Here is a 16,496-nt window from a genome sequence, read left to right as displayed (position 1 = left end):
GATGGGTATCGCGGCGTCGGAGATGGGCTTACGGACGTTCCGATCGGCGGAGTAGTCTCGGTGCGGGGCGCTGCCGGCGCTAATCGATTCCGGGAGAAGCCGTTTCCGGCGGAAGGGAAAGCTATGACCGGGAAGTATGTAGCGACGTCGACCATCACCATCAAGGCGCCCGCGGGACGCGTGTGGTCCGTGCTCACCGCCCCTGCGGCCATCAAGGAGTTCATGTTCGGCACCGATGTGGTGACCGACTGGACCGTCGGCGGCCCCATCGTGTGGCGCGGCGTCTGGGACGGCAAGGCGTACGAGGACAGGGGCCGCGTCCTGGAGTTCGAACCCGGCCGGCGGCTCGTCGTCACGCACTTCAGCCCGCTGAGCGGGCAGGAGGATGTGCCCGAGAACTACCACACGCTCACCTGGACGCTCGAGGACCACTCCGGCGCCACAGAATTCACGCTTTCGCAGGACAACAATGCAAGTGCCGAGGAGGCCGAGCACTCGAAGGGCATGTGGGACAGCCTGGTGAAGAGCGTGAAAGCAATCGCCGAACGGCAATAGTCAGAGCAAGAAGAATTAGGGCGGGAATAGCCCAGGTTCGAAGCCGGGCGGGAATATCCGGTTCGGGTGCCGGTGACTGCTGCTGCCACTCGTCCGGGCTGCCGCGAAGCCTGTCGGCCACAGCAGCGCCTGTTGGCTAAGGCAGCCGCGACGGGCGCAGCAGTGTGGCGATGCCTGCCTGTCCCGGGTCGAGCGGCACGGGGCTCACAAGCACGGCCGGTCCGCGGCTCAGCGGACCGCTTGAGAGCGGCTGGCAGCGCACGCCTCCCCGTCCGCGCATGGCGGCGTGCGCGCCCGGGGCCAGCATCCGATCCATCCAGGCGCACGGATGGGCAGGCCGTCCGGCCCGGAGCCGGACCATGTCGCCCCTTGATTCGAGCGCGAAGTCATGGCCGAGCAGGGGAGCGAGGTGCGCGCCCCTAAGGACCACATTGCGCCGCGTCAGGAGCGGGTCGAAGGGCGCTGCTCCCAGCTCCTCGGCCATCGCTTCAAGGGCCTCAATCGAAAGCAGGGTGACGGCGGCGTCCATGTGCGCGGCCTTGCCGAAGAACCGGTCTCCGACGATGCCCTTGCCGGCCACCAGCTCCACCCGGTCCGCGTCTGTGGTGGGGACTTGGGCTGCACCATCGCGTGCGCGGCCGAAGTAGGCGTGTGCCGGGGACACGAGGAGGTGGAGGACCTCGACGTCGTACCTGTAGCTTGCCGTCATCCCCTAAAACTACCCGTCATTCCGGGGCCCTGGCACCCCGATGGTTACAGGCGTGGCGGTGCCGTCCGGGTGCGGCAGGGTGCGGCGGCGATGGCGGGGCCGAGGGCAGAGCGCGGCGCGGCCCGGCACCATGCGCGAAGTCGCCGGACCCGTGCGGGTTCGCCGGGAAGTTCCGGCGAGCCCGCGACTTTCCGGCGAACTCGGCGGGGGAGGCATGGCGAACGTGGCGAACTGGGCCGTGAAGCGGACCTCAGGACACCCATTGACACCTCCGAACGGCCGGACTATTCTACAACCAAATGGTTGTAGATCAGCTCCGGGCCCAGCTCAGCGACGAAGAACTCGACCGCCTGTTCCAGGCGTTCGCCGATACGACCCGCCGGGACATCGTGCGGCGCGTGACTGTTGGCGAGTACTCGGTCTCGGGGCTCGCTGCCCTCTACACCATGAGTTTCGCGGCCGTCCAGAAGCATGTGGCGGTGCTGGAGCGCGCTTCCCTTGTCTCCAAGGAGAGGCGGGGAAGGGAGCAGATTGTGCGGGCCAATCACGACGGACTGCAGCGGGCCCGCCGGCTGCTCGACGAGTACGAGGTCATCTGGCGGCAGCGGGCGGACCGGATCGCAGACCTTCTCGCCGAAACAGCCACCACAGAACCTGACAAGACACAGACAGGCAACAAGGAAACCAGGAACACGCAACGCAACAAAGCCTAAGGATAGGAAGGGTTCGTCATGACGGTTATCAGTTCAGTCAAGAATCTTGAGGCGCTGAGCCTCACCGTGGTCGCCGAGTTCGACGCCGGAGTCGGGCGCGTCTGGCAAATCTGGGAAGACCCGCGCCTGCTCGAGCGCTGGTGGGGGCCGCCCACATGGCCGGCCACCTTCGAGAAGCACGAGTTTGTCCCCGGCGGCGCGGCCAGCTACTTCATGACGGGGCCCGAGGGGGAGAAGGCCCGGGGCTGGTGGCGGTTCACGGCCATTGACGCGCCGCACCGCCTTGAGTTCGACGACGGCTTCGCGGATGACAACGGCGACCCCGTGGCGGACATGGGCACCATCCACGGTGTTGTGACGCTGGAGCCCATCGGCGACCGCACCCGAATGACCATCCTGTCCACGTTCGAGGCGGAGGAACAGATGGAGAAGATTGTCGCCATGGGCATGGAAGAGGGCATGAGGGAGGCGCTGGGCCAGGTCGACGCGATCCTCGCCGAGTCCGTCAACGCCTGACCTGCGACGCAAGCGGACGACGGCGGGAGGTTCCCGCCGTCGTTCGCAAAGCCCCTGTTCAGCCCGGCCCGCGCGGCGGTACCATGCCCTGTGGCATTCACGCACGGTTACGCGGCGAACGGCGACCTCCGCATGTACTACGAGGTCCATGGCCACGCGCTGGCCGACCAGCCCCCGCTGCTCCTGATCCCCGGCGGAGGCTCCACCATCGAGACCAGCTTCGCCGGGCTCATCCCGGCGCTGCTGGCCGAGAGCCGCCAGGTGATCGCCGTCGACGAGGAAGGCCACGGCCGGACCGCGGCCACCGGCCGGCCGCTCACCGCCGAAGACTCGGCCGAGGACGTCAAAGCCGTACTGGATGCGCTCAACGTAAATTCCGTGGACGTGCTCGGGTTCAGCGCCGGAGGCCACACCGCGCTGACGCTGGCCATGCGGCATCCGTCGTACGTGCGGTGCCTGATCGCCGCCTCTACCTTCGTCAGCCGCGACGCGGTGGCCGACGAGTTCTGGGAAGGCATGGCGAAGGCCACCCTCGATGACATGCCGGAGGCGTACAAGGACGCCGACCGCCGGCTCAACCCGGAGCCCGGGCACCTCGAGCGAATGTTCGAGCTGGACCGCCAGCGGATCTTGACCTTCTCCGGCTGGCCGGACGAGGACCTGCGCCGCATCACGGCCCGCACCCTGGTGCTGAGCGCGGACCGCGACGTCGTCAGTGCGGAACATGCCGTGCGCATGTCCCACGTCATTCCGGGAGCGCGCCTGATGATCGTGCCCGGCGGCCACGGCGACTACCTTGGCGAGTTGGCCGCCAGCGGCGGCGACCTGCGGGCCATGCGGACCGCCGTCCCGTACCTGCTGCGGTTCCTGGAGGACTAGTTCCGTCGGCGGAGAGGACCGTGCCGGCGTCGGAGCCTTTGCCCCGTAGAGGATCTACGGGGCAGAGGTCCAGTGCTCGCGGTGAAGCCGCTCAAAGCCGTCCAGGAGCAGGTCGAGGGCGAACTCGAACTCGAACTGGTCATCGCAGCCCCGTCCCACCGCAGAGCCCGTGTGCACGGAAGCGGTGGTGACCTTCAGGATGTTCGGATACCGTTCGGCCATCTCCCGGAACATCGCGGCCTGTGACTCAGGCGGCAGGGCTGGCGGCGCCTCCGTGCCCCCGCCGGCGGAGTCGTCGAACAGCTCCTGGGTGAAGCCCCACATGCGGCTGCCGAGGGCATGCATAACGTGATGGGTCAGGTCCACGGAGAAGCCGCCGGCCAGGAACATGCCGATGAACGAGTCCATGTAGCCAAGGACGGCCGGTGTCTGGTTGGTGCGTGACTCCAATACCTGCCGGCCCCATGGGTGCAGCAGGAGTGCCCGCCGCGCCGAGAGCACCCGCAGGCGCACGACGTCCTTCCAGCCGGCATCGCGGACGGGAGGATCGATCTCGCTGACAAGGGCGTCCACCATGCCGTCGAGGAGTTCCTCCTTGTTGGCCACGTGCTTGTAGAGCGCCATCGGCACGACGCCGAGTTCCTGCGCCAGCCGCCGCATGCTCAGCGCCTCGATCCCCATGTCATCGGCCAGCGCGACGGCGGCAGTCAGGACACGCGCACGGCTCAACGGAATCCTGCGCGTGCGTTCGGCTTGCTGGGTCATCCGGCTACCTCCCTGTGACGGATTTCTATTGACAAGTGTACGCCGTACACCTAGCGTTGGCCGCATCAGGTGTACGCCGTACACCACGGCGCATGCATTTACCGCCGTCAGCCCTCCCAGCCAAGGACCGCCGTGACAATTCGAGCCAGCAGTGCCCCCGTGCCCCGTGTCCGCCGCCGCCCGCAGTGGCCCGTGCCCGCCGGATTGATCCTTCTCAGCCTCATCCCGGTGATCGCGGGTGCGGCGCGGCTGACGGAACTGACCGGGGGCGCCGTCGTCACGGCCCAGAACGCCCGGTTCTTCGCCTCGCCCGTCCCCGTAGTGACGCACATTGTCAGCGTCACCATCTACAGCCTGCTCGGGGCGTTCCAATTCCTCCCCGCACTGCGGGGACGCCGCGGCTGGCACCGGGTGGCCGGCCGCATCCTGGCGCCGGCAGGCCTGCTGGCCGCCCTGTCCGGTTTGTGGATGACGCTCTTTTATCCGCTGCCGCCCGGCGACGGGCCCGCGCTCTTCGTCCTGCGGCTGGTCTTCGGCTCGGCGATGGCGGCGAGCATCGTCCTGGGAATCGCCGCGATTGTGCGCCGGGACTTTGTGCAGCACGGCGCGTGGATGACACGGGGCTACGCGATCGGCGTCGCCGCGGGAACGCAGGCGCTGACGGGTCTGCCGTGGATCCTTCTGGTGGGCCCGCCCGACGAGCCGACCAGGGCAGTGCTCCTGGGGGCGGCCTGGGTGCTCAACGTTGCGGTGGCCGAGTACGTCATCCGCCGTCGCGCCAGGCGGTCCGTGCGGGCGGCCGTGGCGGGGGCTGTCACGCCGGGCTAGGTGCGGCCGCGCCCGCGCCCGTCGCCGGCGCCCCCGCCCACCCGTCGCCCCCGCGCCCGCCGTCGAAGTCGCCGGAAGCGTGCGGGCTCGCCGGAATCTTCCGGCGAAACGGAGAATTTCCGGCGAATTCGAGGCTGGGCGGGGCTGTGGGGCTGGGCGGGCAGCCGGGTGGACTGCATCGGCGCGCCACGGAGCCGCCCGGTGCCGCGCCGCTAGACTCACGCGCATGACAATTGTTGACGATCAGGGCCGCCCGGAACCTCCTCTGGCAGGCGACGAAACCGCGACCCTCTTGGGCTTCCTGGACTTTCAGCGGGCCACGCTGGCGTGGAAGTGCGCCGGACTGGACGCCGCCGGATTCGGGGCCACCACCGCCGCCTCATCGATGACGCTGGGCGGGATGCTGAAGCACATGGCCTACGTGGAGAGCGCATGGTTTTCCCATTCCCTGCACGCGAGGGACCGGGAGGCGCCGTTCGACACCGTGGATTGGAAGGCCGACCCGGACTGGGAATGGCATTCCGCCGCCGGGGACACCCCGGACCAGCTGCGTGCATTGTGGCAGGACGCCGTGGATCGGTCCCGGATCCGCGTCGCGGAAGCCTTGGCCGGCGGCGGCCTGGACCAGCTGGCCAGGCGCCCGTGGCAAGACGGTTCGGCACCGAGCCTGCGGTGGATCCTGTGCCACATGATCGAAGAGTATGCCCGGCACAACGGCCACGCCGACCTCCTCCGCGAGGCCCTAGACGGCGAGACGGGGGAGTAGACGGCGAGACGGGGGTAGACGTCCGGTCAGGGACCGGGGGGATAGGCGGCGAGACGGGGGTAGACGTCCGGTCAGGGACCGGGGGATAGGCGGCGATGCGGCGAGAGTATGCGGCCGGGCTGGGGCGGATGCGCGGCTGGTCAGCGCTGCCGCATCGCCGGCACGCGTCCGACGTCGTGTGGTCGTCCGTCTAAGCACCCCTCCAACCACCGGTTGCGCTGTCAGTCTTGGCGGTCATGGACACCGAATGACAACCAGGACTGATAGCGCAACCAGGAACATGCAAATGCGTTTGTGGGCAACGGACCTTTCCCGGCGAAACTCCACGCGGGCGGATCGTCGCCGCCCTGTTGGTCGCTTCTTGGAGTCCGGAGTCGATCCGGGGATCAGTGAGGATCCGGGCAGCGGTCCGCGGATTCAGTCAGCACCAGCAAGGGCCGCCGCAATCCGGTGCACAGATTCTTCCTTGGACGCCCCCAGCATCTCGGCGATTATGCCGACCAGCAGTTCGCCTACCCTGCCGAGCCCGGCAATAGCCTCGGAATCACCCCCCGGAAGGTCTCTAGTCATCGCCGTGTATCCCTGTGCGTCATTGTGGACAAACGTGGTGAGAAGTGCCATTCCCAGATCCACAACGTCGTGTGACCTTTCCTTTTCCATCGCCAATGCTCCTTTGAAGGCAGACGAGAGCCGAATCCCGGTTATGCATACAAAGTAATCACGGCACATTGGGAATAGCTTGCGAAAAGGCTATTGGCCCTTCCGGCGATCCGCGCGAAGCGTTAGCCTGCCCCCCGGCGCATCCGCGATCGGGAATTCTCGCGAGGTGGGCGGCCGGGCCGAGGCGTGCGATGACGGCATTCCGCTCACCGGGACATGGAAGGCCGCCGTTCCCGATCCGGAACCCGACGCCGATCCGGCCGCCCAGAGCGTCGCGGTGTAAGCCCCAGCCGCGAACTGCCCACTCGCAACGTGTGGCTCGCGCCGGCGCCGTCGGAAACCGGTCATCATGGAGTGTTGGTGCATCATTGCAGACCGACGTCCGCCACAACCCGCCACCGGCGCCGACGCACACAGGAGAACGCATGGAGACGCCCCCGGAACTGATCGACTTCACCGCAGGCCACCCCCGTTCCGGTGATCTTGACGTTTCCTGGATCCACGGTTCGGAATCCGCGAAGCACAACACGGACCCGGACATTCAGGTCCATGCCTACGACGAGCACACGTTCATCCTGCGTCAGAACATGGCGGTCAACTATGAGGCGCCGTTCATGTTCCTGCTGTTCGGCAACGACCGGGCCGTGCTCATCGATACCGGCGCCACCGCATCTGCGGACTTCTTCCCGCTGCGCCAGGTTATCGACGGCCTCCTGGACGCATGGCTGGTCGCGCATCCCCGCCCCGGCTACCAGCTCCTTGTCCTGCACACCCATCCGCACGGGGACCATGTTGCGGGGGACTCCCAGTTCGCTGGCCGCCCCGGCACCGTTGTGGTGGATGCCGACCGGGATAGTGCTTGGGAATTCTTCGGCTTTGCCGGCGCTCCCGGCGCTTCCGCCAATACCGGCGACGACGGCGACGGGTCTGGCGGGGTTGGCGGCACCGCCCTGCCGGCGCAGGTGGATCTGGGCGGACGCGTCCTGCAGTGCTGGCCCAGCCCGGGGCACCACAACGCGGCGGTCACGTTCTACGATCCCCACACCGGGTTTCTCCTCACCGGAGACACGGTCTACCCCGGCCGGCTGTATATCCAGGACTGGCCCGCGTTTGTCCGCACCGTCGACCGGCTGATCGGGTTCTGCAGCACCCACCCCGTCACGCACGTCCTGGGCTGCCACATCGAAATGTCGCGGGACTCCGGCGTCGACTATCCGGTCTTCACCACATACCAGCCCGACGAACCACCGCTGCAAATGACCGTCGGGCAGCTCCGGGAAATCCGCCGGGCCATCGACGAGGTGGGCGAACGCCCCGGCCGGCACGTGTTTCCCGGCTTCATCCTCTGCCTCGAAGGGGGCTGAGGCGGCAGCCACGTCCCACCGAAGTCTTTGACTCTCGACGCCCCCGCAGTGACGCCGCGGCCGGACACCGGAATCCTTGCGCAAACCTGCATTGGCGCCGGTTTGATTTTGTGCCCTGCGGTCTAGTGCCTGTGTTCTAGTGCCCCGTGTTTAGTGGACTGCGACGTCTTCCGCATCCTGGGGCCCGACGAAGTTGCACGAGCCCGGGTGGCGCACGGGCAAGGTGCAGGTGCGCCCGGTGGGCAAGTGGACGTTGGCGCACCGTCCGGCCATGGCCACGTCTTCGCGGACATGCGTGACGTGTGTGCTGCTCTGTTCCTGTGCAGCTTGCTCGACGCTGGTTTGTTGGGAGTTTCCGGACGCGCTGCGGTTTTGGCTGTTCACGGCTGCAACTCCTTGGGATCTGCGGTGCAGAAAGGAAGGGAAGGGTGCTTAGTTTTACCAGAAGTCCCCAGCTTCGCACGGGCGGGTTAACGCGGGGTTACGGGAGTGTAAGGATCCCGTCTCGTCGAGGGTGCGCATGCTGGCCGGGCCCCGGGGCGACACCGCCGAACGGACCTTTTGCCACCGCCCCGCTGTTCCGCATACTGGAAAGCAGATCCGCGATTCCGGCAGGTGAGGACGGTGGCGACTGATGAGCAGCGGGGTAGACGGTTCCGGCAGTGCGTTCCGGCGCCGGGTGGAGCGTGCCGCGGAACTCCGCGCGGTGCGCGCCTCGGGCAGCACCGCCCAGGAGAACGACGCGCTCAACGCCGCCGAGGAAGAGCTCCGGCAAAAGCGCGCCAAGATCGACGACGCCGCCAAGGCCGAGTACCTGATCAGGGATGCCATGGCGCAGGGCAAGTTCGACAACCTCAAGTACGCCGGCAAACCCATTCCCGGGCTGGGCGAGGCGTATGACCCCGACTGGTGGGTCAAGGGCCTGATCCAGCGGGAGAACATCTCCGGCCTGGGCCCGAAGGCGATCCTGCTCCGCACCGAGGACGCCGAGCTTGATGCCCGTCTCGATGCCCAGTTCAGTGAAAAGCAGGTGCGCGAGATCGTGGAGGACTTCAACGCCCGGGTCATTGATGCCCGGCGGCAGCTCCAGGGCGGGCCGCCCGTGATCACCAAGACCCGGGACGTCGACGTCGAACTGGAGCGCTGGCGGGGGCGCAGGGATGCGGCCGCCGCCGCTGCCCTGCCGGAACCGGAACCGAAGCGGTCCTGGTGGCGGCGGCTGTGGAACGGGGCTGGCTAGGCGCTGCCAAGGGCGGGGCCGTTAATCGAGGAGAAGTCAATGTCTGAACAGGAACCTGTCCTGGTGGTCGGTGCAACGGGATGGCTCGGCGGCCAGGTGGTCGACCGGCTCCTTGCCCGCGGCAAAAAGGTGCGCGCCCTTGTGCGCCCGGCCTCGGACGCCGGCAAACTTGAGGCCAAGGGCGTCGAGATTGCCCGCGGCGATATGCTCGACCTCGATTCGCTCGTCGTCGCGATGACCGGTACCGCGGCGGTAATCTCGACCGCGGCCGGCTACACCGGCAAGAACAAGAACGCCGACGAGATCGACACGCGTGGCAACGCCAATCTCGCCATCGCTGCCAGCAAGGCCGGGGTGCCGCGCTTCGTGCTCACTAGCATCCTCACGAGTGACCAGACACCCGGCGTGCCACATTTTTGGCACAAGAAGCTCACCGAGGACAAGCTCGAAGAGCTCGGCGTCCCGTTCGTCGCGCTGCGGCCCGGAGCATTTTTCGACCAGATCGCCCGGCTTGGCGGTGATCCCTTCGAGAAGGGTCGGATCATCTGGCTCGGCTCCAAAAACGTCCCACTGACGTTCATTCTGACCAGCGACCTCGCGAGATACCTTGCCGAAGCCGTTGACGCCGACATCGCCGACGGCGAACGCATCGATCTCGGCTGGACGCGCCCCATCAGCATGCGTGAAGGCGCTGAACTGGCGTCGCGGCTGGCGGATAAGAAAATTAGGGTGCTCTCCCTTCCCACCGGACTGCTCCTCAGGATAGGCAAGATTTCAGGAAAGTCCGGCTCGCGTATGTGGGACATGGGAGCTATGGCGGCCTGGTTCGAAACCGGCCGATACGTGGCGAACACGAGCCGCCAGACAGAAGTCTTCGGTCCCGCGCCAACTCCGGAAGACGCAGTCGCGCGTTTCGCAGTCGGGCTTGGCCACTGACGGCGCGCTTCTGAAGGGTGCCGCGGGTCGCACGCCGCGGGCTGCACGGCCCCGCGCGGCCGAAGTCGCCGGAAACCTGTCCAGTCGCCGGAAAGTTCCGGCGAGCCCGCAGGTCTCCGGCGAATTCGCGCATCGGGTGGTCCCGGTGGCCGGCACATGCGGCCGCCAAATGCCATCCAAGGTCCGTGGCTTCGCCGGCGCGATCGGCGTAGCCTGCGCTTAGGCGCGGGTATTGCGCACCTGCGCGTCGGCACGAGGCGGGCGGCGCCCATGAATAAGTTCGAGTCACAGGACGGCAACACCCCGCGGCCAGGCGCGTCGGCTGGACCGGAACCGCTTTCATCACTGCGCGCGCCGGTGCGCCTTGCCGCCACGCTGGCGTTTGCCGGCTTCGCCGTGTCGGTGATTGCTGGGCTGTTCCATGCCGACACCGCCAGCGCGAACGACCACCGGGCCACGTTCGCGGAGTATGCCCGCAGCGGCATCTGGACGGCGGTCCACCTGGGCCAGTTCGCTGGCATGGCGCTCCTCATCTCAGGGCTGCTGGTCCTGCTGGTGGTCCTGAAAGCGCCGGAGGGGGCCATGGCCTGGGCGGCGCGGTTTGGCGTTGCGGCGGCGGGCGCCGCGCTGGCCCTGTATGCCTCGCTCCAGGCCGTCGACGGCGTTGCCCTCAAGCACGCCGTGGACGCCTGGGCTGCCGCCCCGGAACCGGAGAAATCCGCCCGGTTTGCGACCGCCGAGGGCATCCGATGGCTCGAGTGGGGCATGCGCAGCTACCAGAGCTTCGTGCTGGGCGCGGCCCTGCTCCTGACCGGTGCCGTGATTGTCGGGGCACGCCGGGTCTCCAGACTGATCGGCTATCTCATGGCGCTCTCCGGGCTGGCGTACGTTGCCCAGGGCTGGATCGTCGGGGTCGAAGGCTTCTCCGCGGCGAACACCATTCCCATACTGGCCGGGATTGTCTTGATCCTGGTGTGGTCCGTGTGGCTGCTGGTCAGCGCCTGGTTCGGGAAGGACGCGGCGGCCCGCGACAGGAGAGGCGCGTAGCAGGCCCCGCACCCAGCCGAAGTCGCCGGAACGCTGCGGGCTCGCCGGAACGTTCCGGCGAACTCGAGGGTTTCCGGCGAAGTGGCGCGCCGGGTAGGCCGCAGGGTTAGGACCCTAGTCTGAAATCCCGGACGGAGAATCAATCTTTGCCGTGATGCAGCTCACGCGCCGTGCTCAGATGTAATCACGACTTCGTCAGGATCCATTCTCAATGTGAGGAACAGTCATGCAGGCCACCACCAGAACGGGAACAGCAGAGCCGCGCGTCGAGCGCCGCTCCATCGACTTCGTCCCGGAACACGAACGCCACGGGTCACCGGCGCAGCAATTCACCCTATGGTTCGGCGCGAACATGCAGATCACGGCAATCGTGGACGGAGCGCTGGCGGTGCTATTCGGCGCCGATGCCCTGTGGGCGATCCTCGGACTGCTGGTCGGCAACGTCCTCGGCGGAGCCGTGATGGCGCTGCACGCGGCCCAGGGACCCAAGCTGGGTCTCCCGCAGATGATCTCCAGCCGTGCGCAGTTTGGTGTCCTGGGCGCCGTGATCCCCCTGGTGTTGGTCATCATCATGTACCTGGGCTTCGCGGCCACCGGAACTGTCCTGGCGGGGCAGGCCGTAGAGCAGATCACACACACTGGAACGCCGGCCGTGGGCATGGTCATCTTCGGGGCCTTGACTGTGCTGGTGGCGACCCTGGGCTACAAGTACATCCACCTGATGGGCCGGATCTCGACCGTCGTCGGCGTCCTAGGCTTCACCTACCTGGGCATCAGGCTCCTGGCCAGCCAGGACGTCGGCGCACTGCTCAGCTCCGGCAGCTTCGAATTCCCCACGTTCCTCCTGGCCGTCTCCCTCGGCGCTGGCTGGCAGCTGACTTACGGCCCGTACGTCGCCGACTACTCCCGTTACCTGCCGGCGGACACCGCGCCACGCCGAACGTTCCTGGCCGCATTCTTTGGCACGGTGCTTGGATCACAGTGGTCCATGACCCTCGGCGCCCTGTTTGCTGCCTTGGCGCTGCCCAAGGGCCAGCGGTTCCTCGACGGTCAGGTGGCCTTCCTCGGCAACCTCAGCGGCGGCGGGCTGATCGCCGTCGTCATTTACCTGGTGATCGTGACTGGCAAACTGACCGTCAACACCCTCAACGCCTACGGCGGATACATGACGATGCTGACCTCTGTAACAGCGTTCACGCGCAAATCGACGGCACCGTCACGGACCCGGTTGGTCTACGTGGTCGCCTTCATCGGGCTCTCCGTCCTCATCGCGGTACTGGCCTCGCCGGACTTCATCGCCAACTTCAAGAACTTCGTCCTGCTCCTGCTCATGGTTTTCATCCCGTGGAGCTCGATCAACCTCGTGGACTACTACCTCGTCTCGAAGGAAAAGGTGGACATCCCGGCGCTGTACGATCCTGATGGACGGTACGGGCGGTGGAACAAGACCGCGCTCTTCTCCTACGCCGTCGGCATTCTCGTCCAGATTCCGTTCCTTGCCCAGACTCTCTACACGGGACCGATGACCAAGATGCTCGGCGGCGCCGACATCTCCTGGCTGGTTGGCCTGGTGGTCACCGCCCTCGTGTTTTATCCGCTGGCCAAGCGAAACTCGAACGCACCGGCGCACATGATCTATCCGGCCGACGCCGGCCCGATTGCCGCTGCCCCGGCGGGCGAACCGCTTCAGAGCAGCCCGGTGTCCTGAACCGGAACGCACTGAAGGGTGAGAGGACGCGCGAACGACCACCCGGTCACGTTCGTGGAGTGGGCCCGCGACCGAAGTCGCCGGAAACGTGCCCAGTCGCCGGAAAGTTCCGGCGAGCCCGCAGGTCTCCGGCGACCTCGGCCAGAGTCGTCATGGAGACGGGTTTCGGCAATCTCACCCACAACCGGGAACCGCTCGGCCTGCAGATGCAGCATATTTTTCGCCGGGTCCCCCCTGCTGAGACTGCGTTACCGCGCCACGTCGGCGTTCTTACCGGGAACCGCTATGCCCAGGGGCGGGCTCGCAGGAAAGCAGGCCAATGCCGTGGCGTAGGCCGCCTGCAGTGCCTCCCGAACAGGAAGTGCGCGATGTTCCTCGGACAGGATTTCCACACCCCAGGGACCGTTGAAACCAATGGACTTCAGTGTCTTGATGAACCCGGCAACATCCTGGTCCCCCTGTCCGCAGAGGCGGCGATTGTCGCGTGTGTCTTCGAACAGAGTTCCCCTGGTTTCTGCGTCTGCATCGTTGAGCTCCACTCCGAAAACCTGAGGAGCGTCGAGGCTGGCGGCCAACTCGTCCAGGGTGGTTCCGGCGCGGAAGACGTGCCAGAAGTCAACCACCAAGCCGCATCCGGGCATGTCTACTTTTCGCATGAGATCAGCCGCCGCCGGGACCGTTCCGACCATCGAGAACGGCATTGGTTCCAGAGCAATGCGCGTCCCCCGAAGAGCGGCTTCAGCTGTCAGGCGGCGGAGGGGTTTCACCAGAAAGTCGAGCTCATCCAAGGGCTTCCCGAAAGCTGTTCCGACCTTGATGAATCTGGCGCCGAGTGTCCCGGCAGCCTCCAGGAGAAGGTCGAACTGGGCCCGCCACTGGTGGGAGAGGCTCTCGTCCCACCAGCCGCTGAGAAGTTCAACTTCAACGTAGCGGAGGCCGGCGTCGTCGATCAGGCTCCGCAAGGCTGGAAAACCCAGCGTGGAGCGTGCGTCGGCCAGATCGTCATGGGCGAGCCCGAAGCCTGACCATCCCGTGCCGGCGATGGCTTCGATGCGGTCGGCAATCGCCACGGGGCTGGTCTCGGGGCTTTGCAGCGGGGCAACATTACCGGCACTGGTCCAGCAGGAGGCGACGAGTTCCGGAGCAGGTGTGTGGGCCATTCTTCTCCTTTGAAGCAAAATCCGGGACGGCCGCTGGAAGCGGTCAGGGCGATATAAGTATGAAACCACACATCGATGGAACGTTCCATTGACATTTGGATTTCCCTCGTCTTAGAGTTGGAACGTTCCACTGTGAGAGGTGGATCACAATCGTTCACCAACTGACGGCCTCCGTTTTCCCTCCATGCCGCGGCATGAGACAGAAGCGTTCCGAAGGCCGATAAAGCGCGAATCAAAGGAGATTTCTCGTGGCAAAGTTCACCTGGCGTCGGGGCGTTACTGCGCTCGCCGTCGTTCCGCTTCTGGCGTTGGCGGCATGCTCAAGCAGTGGCGGCAAGACCGAAACGGCAAGTACCGGCGGGGGAGGCGGCCAAGCCGTCGACACCCCCCGCATCAAGATTGCGATGGTCACCCACGCCGCCGCAGGCGACACGTTCTGGGACATCGTGAGGAAAGGCGCCGAAACCGCTGCGAAGAAGGACAACGTCGACCTGCTCTACAGCGGTGACGCTGAAGGCGGCCGCCAGGCCCAGCTCGTGCAGCAGGCCATCGACCAGAAGGTGGACGGCATTGTGGTCACGCTCGCCAAGCCCGAAGCCCTCAAAGACGTTGTGAAGAAGGCCGTGGACGCAGGCATCCCCGTGGTCAGCATGAACGCCGGTGAAGACCAGTCCAAAGCCCTCGGTGCCTTCACCCACTTCGGGCAGAGCGACAAGCTCGCCGGCGTCACGGTCGGACAGCGGCTCGCTTCCGAGGGCATCAAGCACCCCATCTGCGTGATCCAGGAGCAGGGCCACGTGGGCCTTGAGAACCGCTGTGCTGGCGTCAAGGAGAACGTCCCCGGAACGGAGATCCTCAACGTCAACGGCGCGGACATGACGTCAGTTTCCTCCACGGTCAGCGCGAAGCTCCAGTCCACCCCGGATGCCGACGCCATTATCGGCCTCGGGGCCCCCTTCACGCTGACGATTGTCAAAGCCGTCAAGGAGTCCGGAAGCAAGGTCAAGGTTGCCTCCTTTGACCTCAACGGTGAGCTGGCCAAGGCCATCGACGACGGATCTGTGGAATTCACGGTGGATCAGCAGCCGTACCTGCAGGGCTACGGCAGCGTTGACTCGATCTGGCTGAACAAGGTGGGCGGCTTCAAGGTCGGCGGCGGCCAGCAGGTCTACACGGGCCCTGCTGTCATCGACAAGAACAACTCAGCCGATGTCCTGAAGTTCGCCGAGCAGGGTATCCGCTAACAGCCCGCTGGCCGGGCCGGCCCCGCGCCGGCCCGGCGGCAAGGAGACTTATCATGACTATCACCCAGACCAAGACAGAGTCAGCGGCGCCCGATGAGCGCGTCGCCAAGCGCAGTCCGTTCCAGAAGCTTTTGGGGCGTCCCGAGGTCGGTGCCCTGGTGGGCGCGATCGTCCTCTTCATTTTCTTCGCGTTGGTGTCCCCGACGTTTACCCAGCCCGGTGCCCTGGCCACCATCCTGTACGGTTCCTCCACGATCGGGATCATGGCGGTGGGGGTGTCGTTGCTGATGATCGGCGGGGAGTTCGATCTTTCCACCGGTGTCGCGGTGATCACCTCGGCGCTGACGGCGTCGCTGTTCAGCTGGAACTTCGGCACGAACGTCTGGGTCGGTGTCGGCCTGGCCCTGCTGGTGTCCTTGTCGATCGGTTTCATCAACGGCTGGATCCTGATCAAGACCAAGCTGCCGTCCTTCATCGTGACCCTGGCGACGTTCCTGATGCTGACCGGCCTGAACCTGGGCCTGACCCGGTTGATCGGCGGCTCGGTGTCCTCCCCGTCGATCTCGAACATGGACGGTTTCGACTCGGCCCGGGCGGTCTTCGCGTCCTCCATCACCATCGGCGGGGTGGATGTGAAGATCACGGTGTTCATCTGGTTCGCGCTGGTCGCGGTGGCCACCTGGGTGCTGATGCGGACCCGGGTGGGGAACTGGATCTTCGCCGTGGGCGGGGACGCGAACGCGGCCCGCGCCGTGGGCGTGCCGGTCAGGGCCACCAAGATCGGGTTGTTCATGGCCGTGGGGTTCTGCGCCTGGATCCTGGGCATGCACAACCTCTTCGCCTTCGACACCGTGCAGTCCGGTGAGGGCGTGGGCAACGAGTTCCTCTACATCATCGCCGCGGTGATCGGCGGCTGCCTGCTGACCGGCGGGTACGGCTCGGCGATCGGCGGCGCGATCGGCGCGTTCATCTTCGGGATGGCCAACAAGGGCATCGTCTACGCGCAGTGGAACCCGGACTGGTTCAAGTTCTTCCTGGGCCTGATGCTGCTGCTGGCCACCATCGTCAACCTCATCGTCAAGCGCCGCGCGGAACTGAAATAGAAGGGGCCCGGAGAGAACCATGAACGCCAAAGAGATCGACCAGCAGACCCTGCTGCAGAACGAAAAAGACCCGCTCACCCACACCCCGGTGCACCTGCTCTCCCTGGACGGGGTCGGCAAGCACTACGGCAACATCATCGCCCTGTCCGATGTCACCATGGCCGTGGACAACGGCCGCGTCACCTGCGTCCTGGGCGATAACGGCGCGGGCAAGTCCACGCTGATCAAGATCATCGCCGGCCTGCACCAGCACGACGCCGGGGTGCTGAACATCATGGGCGAGGAACGCAAATTCAGCTCGCC

19 protein-coding genes are annotated in these 16,496 nt (G+C 66.2%); 14 read left to right on the top strand and 5 right to left on the bottom strand.

Going from position 1 to position 16,496, the window contains the following annotated elements:
* Positions 1-123: 123 nt before the first annotated feature.
* Positions 124-555, top strand: a complete 432-nt coding sequence (locus ACFRJ8_RS08185) for an SRPBCC domain-containing protein (protein ID WP_377985617.1) — start codon at positions 124-126, stop codon at positions 553-555.
* Between the two features lie 136 nt (positions 556-691).
* Here ACFRJ8_RS08185 and ACFRJ8_RS08180 read toward each other — a convergent pair whose 3' ends face one another.
* A complete protein-coding gene (locus ACFRJ8_RS08180) occupies positions 692-1,264 on the bottom strand; it encodes an MOSC domain-containing protein (RefSeq protein ID WP_377985616.1) in 573 nt (190 codons plus the stop codon).
* Positions 1,265-1,563: 299 nt separating this feature from the next.
* Between ACFRJ8_RS08180 and ACFRJ8_RS08175 the strand changes: the two genes are divergently transcribed.
* The 3 genes from ACFRJ8_RS08175 to ACFRJ8_RS08165 all read left to right on the top strand — a co-directional run bounded on the left by ACFRJ8_RS08175 (position 1,564) and on the right by ACFRJ8_RS08165 (position 3,372).
* Positions 1,564-1,977 carry an ArsR/SmtB family transcription factor gene (locus ACFRJ8_RS08175; RefSeq protein ID WP_377985615.1) on the top strand — a complete coding sequence of 138 codons (414 nt, stop codon included), beginning with the start codon at positions 1,564-1,566 and terminating at the stop codon, positions 1,975-1,977.
* A gap of 18 nt (positions 1,978-1,995) precedes the next feature.
* Positions 1,996-2,493 (top strand): SRPBCC domain-containing protein, encoded by a 498-nt coding sequence (locus ACFRJ8_RS08170; protein WP_377985614.1) that lies wholly within the window; start codon positions 1,996-1,998, stop codon positions 2,491-2,493.
* A 90-nt stretch (positions 2,494-2,583) separates the two neighbouring features.
* Positions 2,584-3,372, top strand: a complete 789-nt coding sequence (locus ACFRJ8_RS08165; protein ID WP_377985613.1) for an alpha/beta fold hydrolase — start codon at positions 2,584-2,586, stop codon at positions 3,370-3,372.
* Between the two features lie 54 nt (positions 3,373-3,426).
* Here the strand turns inward: ACFRJ8_RS08165 and ACFRJ8_RS08160 are convergent, their stop codons facing one another.
* The gene (locus ACFRJ8_RS08160; RefSeq protein WP_377985612.1) at positions 3,427-4,137 is read right to left on the bottom strand and encodes a TetR/AcrR family transcriptional regulator; all 711 of its coding nucleotides are present in this window, start codon (positions 4,135-4,137) and stop codon (positions 3,427-3,429) included.
* A 132-nt stretch (positions 4,138-4,269) separates the two neighbouring features.
* Between ACFRJ8_RS08160 and ACFRJ8_RS08155 the strand changes: the two genes are divergently transcribed.
* Together ACFRJ8_RS08155 and ACFRJ8_RS08150 are read left to right on the top strand one after the other, a co-directional pair.
* On the top strand, positions 4,270-4,965 hold the full coding sequence (locus tag ACFRJ8_RS08155; RefSeq protein WP_377985611.1) for a DUF2306 domain-containing protein: 696 nt from the start codon (positions 4,270-4,272) through the stop codon (positions 4,963-4,965).
* A gap of 226 nt (positions 4,966-5,191) precedes the next feature.
* Positions 5,192-5,731: a DinB family protein gene (locus tag ACFRJ8_RS08150; RefSeq protein ID WP_377985610.1), complete on the top strand. Its 540-nt coding sequence runs from the start codon at positions 5,192-5,194 to the stop codon at positions 5,729-5,731.
* Positions 5,732-6,148: 417 nt separating this feature from the next.
* Here ACFRJ8_RS08150 and ACFRJ8_RS08145 read toward each other — a convergent pair whose 3' ends face one another.
* Positions 6,149-6,391, bottom strand: a complete 243-nt coding sequence (locus ACFRJ8_RS08145) for a hypothetical protein (protein WP_377985609.1) — start codon at positions 6,389-6,391, stop codon at positions 6,149-6,151.
* Positions 6,392-6,816: 425 nt separating this feature from the next.
* On the opposite strand from ACFRJ8_RS08145, the gene ACFRJ8_RS08140 reads away from it, so the two are divergent.
* Positions 6,817-7,755, top strand: a complete 939-nt coding sequence (locus tag ACFRJ8_RS08140; RefSeq protein ID WP_377985608.1) for an MBL fold metallo-hydrolase — start codon at positions 6,817-6,819, stop codon at positions 7,753-7,755.
* 150 nt (positions 7,756-7,905) lie between these two features.
* Here ACFRJ8_RS08140 and ACFRJ8_RS08135 read toward each other — a convergent pair whose 3' ends face one another.
* Entirely contained in the window at positions 7,906-8,139 is a 234-nt protein-coding gene (locus tag ACFRJ8_RS08135) for a hypothetical protein (protein WP_377985607.1), read from the bottom strand.
* 250 nt (positions 8,140-8,389) lie between these two features.
* On the opposite strand from ACFRJ8_RS08135, the gene ACFRJ8_RS08130 reads away from it, so the two are divergent.
* The 4 genes from ACFRJ8_RS08130 to ACFRJ8_RS08115 all read left to right on the top strand — a co-directional run bounded on the left by ACFRJ8_RS08130 (position 8,390) and on the right by ACFRJ8_RS08115 (position 12,686).
* A complete protein-coding gene (locus tag ACFRJ8_RS08130; protein WP_377985606.1) occupies positions 8,390-8,995 on the top strand; it encodes a DUF1992 domain-containing protein in 606 nt (201 codons plus the stop codon).
* Positions 8,996-9,034: 39 nt separating this feature from the next.
* Complete coding sequence (locus ACFRJ8_RS08125) at positions 9,035-9,931, top strand: SDR family oxidoreductase (RefSeq protein ID WP_377985605.1); 897 nt, start codon at positions 9,035-9,037, stop codon at positions 9,929-9,931.
* 270 nt (positions 9,932-10,201) lie between these two features.
* Positions 10,202-10,978, top strand: coding sequence for a DUF4386 family protein (locus ACFRJ8_RS08120; RefSeq protein WP_377985604.1), 777 nt, complete (start codon positions 10,202-10,204; stop codon positions 10,976-10,978).
* Between the two features lie 226 nt (positions 10,979-11,204).
* Positions 11,205-12,686, top strand: coding sequence for a purine-cytosine permease family protein (locus tag ACFRJ8_RS08115; RefSeq protein WP_377985603.1), 1,482 nt, complete (start codon positions 11,205-11,207; stop codon positions 12,684-12,686).
* Positions 12,687-12,934: 248 nt separating this feature from the next.
* Here the strand turns inward: ACFRJ8_RS08115 and ACFRJ8_RS08110 are convergent, their stop codons facing one another.
* Positions 12,935-13,846, bottom strand: coding sequence for a sugar phosphate isomerase/epimerase family protein (locus ACFRJ8_RS08110; protein ID WP_377985602.1), 912 nt, complete (start codon positions 13,844-13,846; stop codon positions 12,935-12,937).
* A 248-nt stretch (positions 13,847-14,094) separates the two neighbouring features.
* On the opposite strand from ACFRJ8_RS08110, the gene ACFRJ8_RS08105 reads away from it, so the two are divergent.
* The 3 genes from ACFRJ8_RS08105 to ACFRJ8_RS08095 all read left to right on the top strand — a co-directional run.
* Positions 14,095-15,090, top strand: coding sequence for a substrate-binding domain-containing protein (locus ACFRJ8_RS08105; protein WP_377985601.1), 996 nt, complete (start codon positions 14,095-14,097; stop codon positions 15,088-15,090).
* Between the two features lie 53 nt (positions 15,091-15,143).
* On the top strand, positions 15,144-16,193 hold the full coding sequence (locus ACFRJ8_RS08100) for an ABC transporter permease (protein WP_377985600.1): 1,050 nt from the start codon (positions 15,144-15,146) through the stop codon (positions 16,191-16,193).
* A 19-nt stretch (positions 16,194-16,212) separates the two neighbouring features.
* Positions 16,213-16,496: ATP-binding cassette domain-containing protein (locus ACFRJ8_RS08095; RefSeq protein ID WP_377985599.1), on the top strand; the 284-nt coding region annotated here is incomplete at its 3' end.

Origin of the sequence: Arthrobacter sp. NPDC056886, assembly GCF_042788715.1 — a bacterium.
GTDB lineage: Bacteria > Actinomycetota > Actinomycetes > Actinomycetales > Micrococcaceae > Arthrobacter.
The sequence above is the reverse complement of the archived record's forward strand: the minus strand, read 5'-3'. Positions and strand labels throughout refer to the sequence as shown.

Coding starts and splice junctions, on each gene's coding strand:
- ACFRJ8_RS08160 (WP_377985612.1), bottom strand. CDS start 4,137: ATGACCCAGCAAGCCGAACGCACGCGCAGGATTCCGTTGAGCCGTGCG.
- ACFRJ8_RS08120 (WP_377985604.1), top strand. CDS start 10,202: ATGAATAAGTTCGAGTCACAGGACGGCAACACCCCGCGGCCAGGCGCG.
- ACFRJ8_RS08150 (WP_377985610.1), top strand. CDS start 5,192: ATGACAATTGTTGACGATCAGGGCCGCCCGGAACCTCCTCTGGCAGGC.
- ACFRJ8_RS08110 (WP_377985602.1), bottom strand. CDS start 13,846: ATGGCCCACACACCTGCTCCGGAACTCGTCGCCTCCTGCTGGACCAGT.
- ACFRJ8_RS08125 (WP_377985605.1), top strand. CDS start 9,035: ATGTCTGAACAGGAACCTGTCCTGGTGGTCGGTGCAACGGGATGGCTC.
- ACFRJ8_RS08185 (WP_377985617.1), top strand. CDS start 124: ATGACCGGGAAGTATGTAGCGACGTCGACCATCACCATCAAGGCGCCC.
- ACFRJ8_RS08180 (WP_377985616.1), bottom strand. CDS start 1,264: ATGACGGCAAGCTACAGGTACGACGTCGAGGTCCTCCACCTCCTCGTG.
- ACFRJ8_RS08130 (WP_377985606.1), top strand. CDS start 8,390: ATGAGCAGCGGGGTAGACGGTTCCGGCAGTGCGTTCCGGCGCCGGGTG.
- ACFRJ8_RS08145 (WP_377985609.1), bottom strand. CDS start 6,391: ATGGAAAAGGAAAGGTCACACGACGTTGTGGATCTGGGAATGGCACTT.
- ACFRJ8_RS08140 (WP_377985608.1), top strand. CDS start 6,817: ATGGAGACGCCCCCGGAACTGATCGACTTCACCGCAGGCCACCCCCGT.
- ACFRJ8_RS08115 (WP_377985603.1), top strand. CDS start 11,205: ATGCAGGCCACCACCAGAACGGGAACAGCAGAGCCGCGCGTCGAGCGC.
- ACFRJ8_RS08170 (WP_377985614.1), top strand. CDS start 1,996: ATGACGGTTATCAGTTCAGTCAAGAATCTTGAGGCGCTGAGCCTCACC.
- ACFRJ8_RS08175 (WP_377985615.1), top strand. CDS start 1,564: ATGGTTGTAGATCAGCTCCGGGCCCAGCTCAGCGACGAAGAACTCGAC.
- ACFRJ8_RS08100 (WP_377985600.1), top strand. CDS start 15,144: ATGACTATCACCCAGACCAAGACAGAGTCAGCGGCGCCCGATGAGCGC.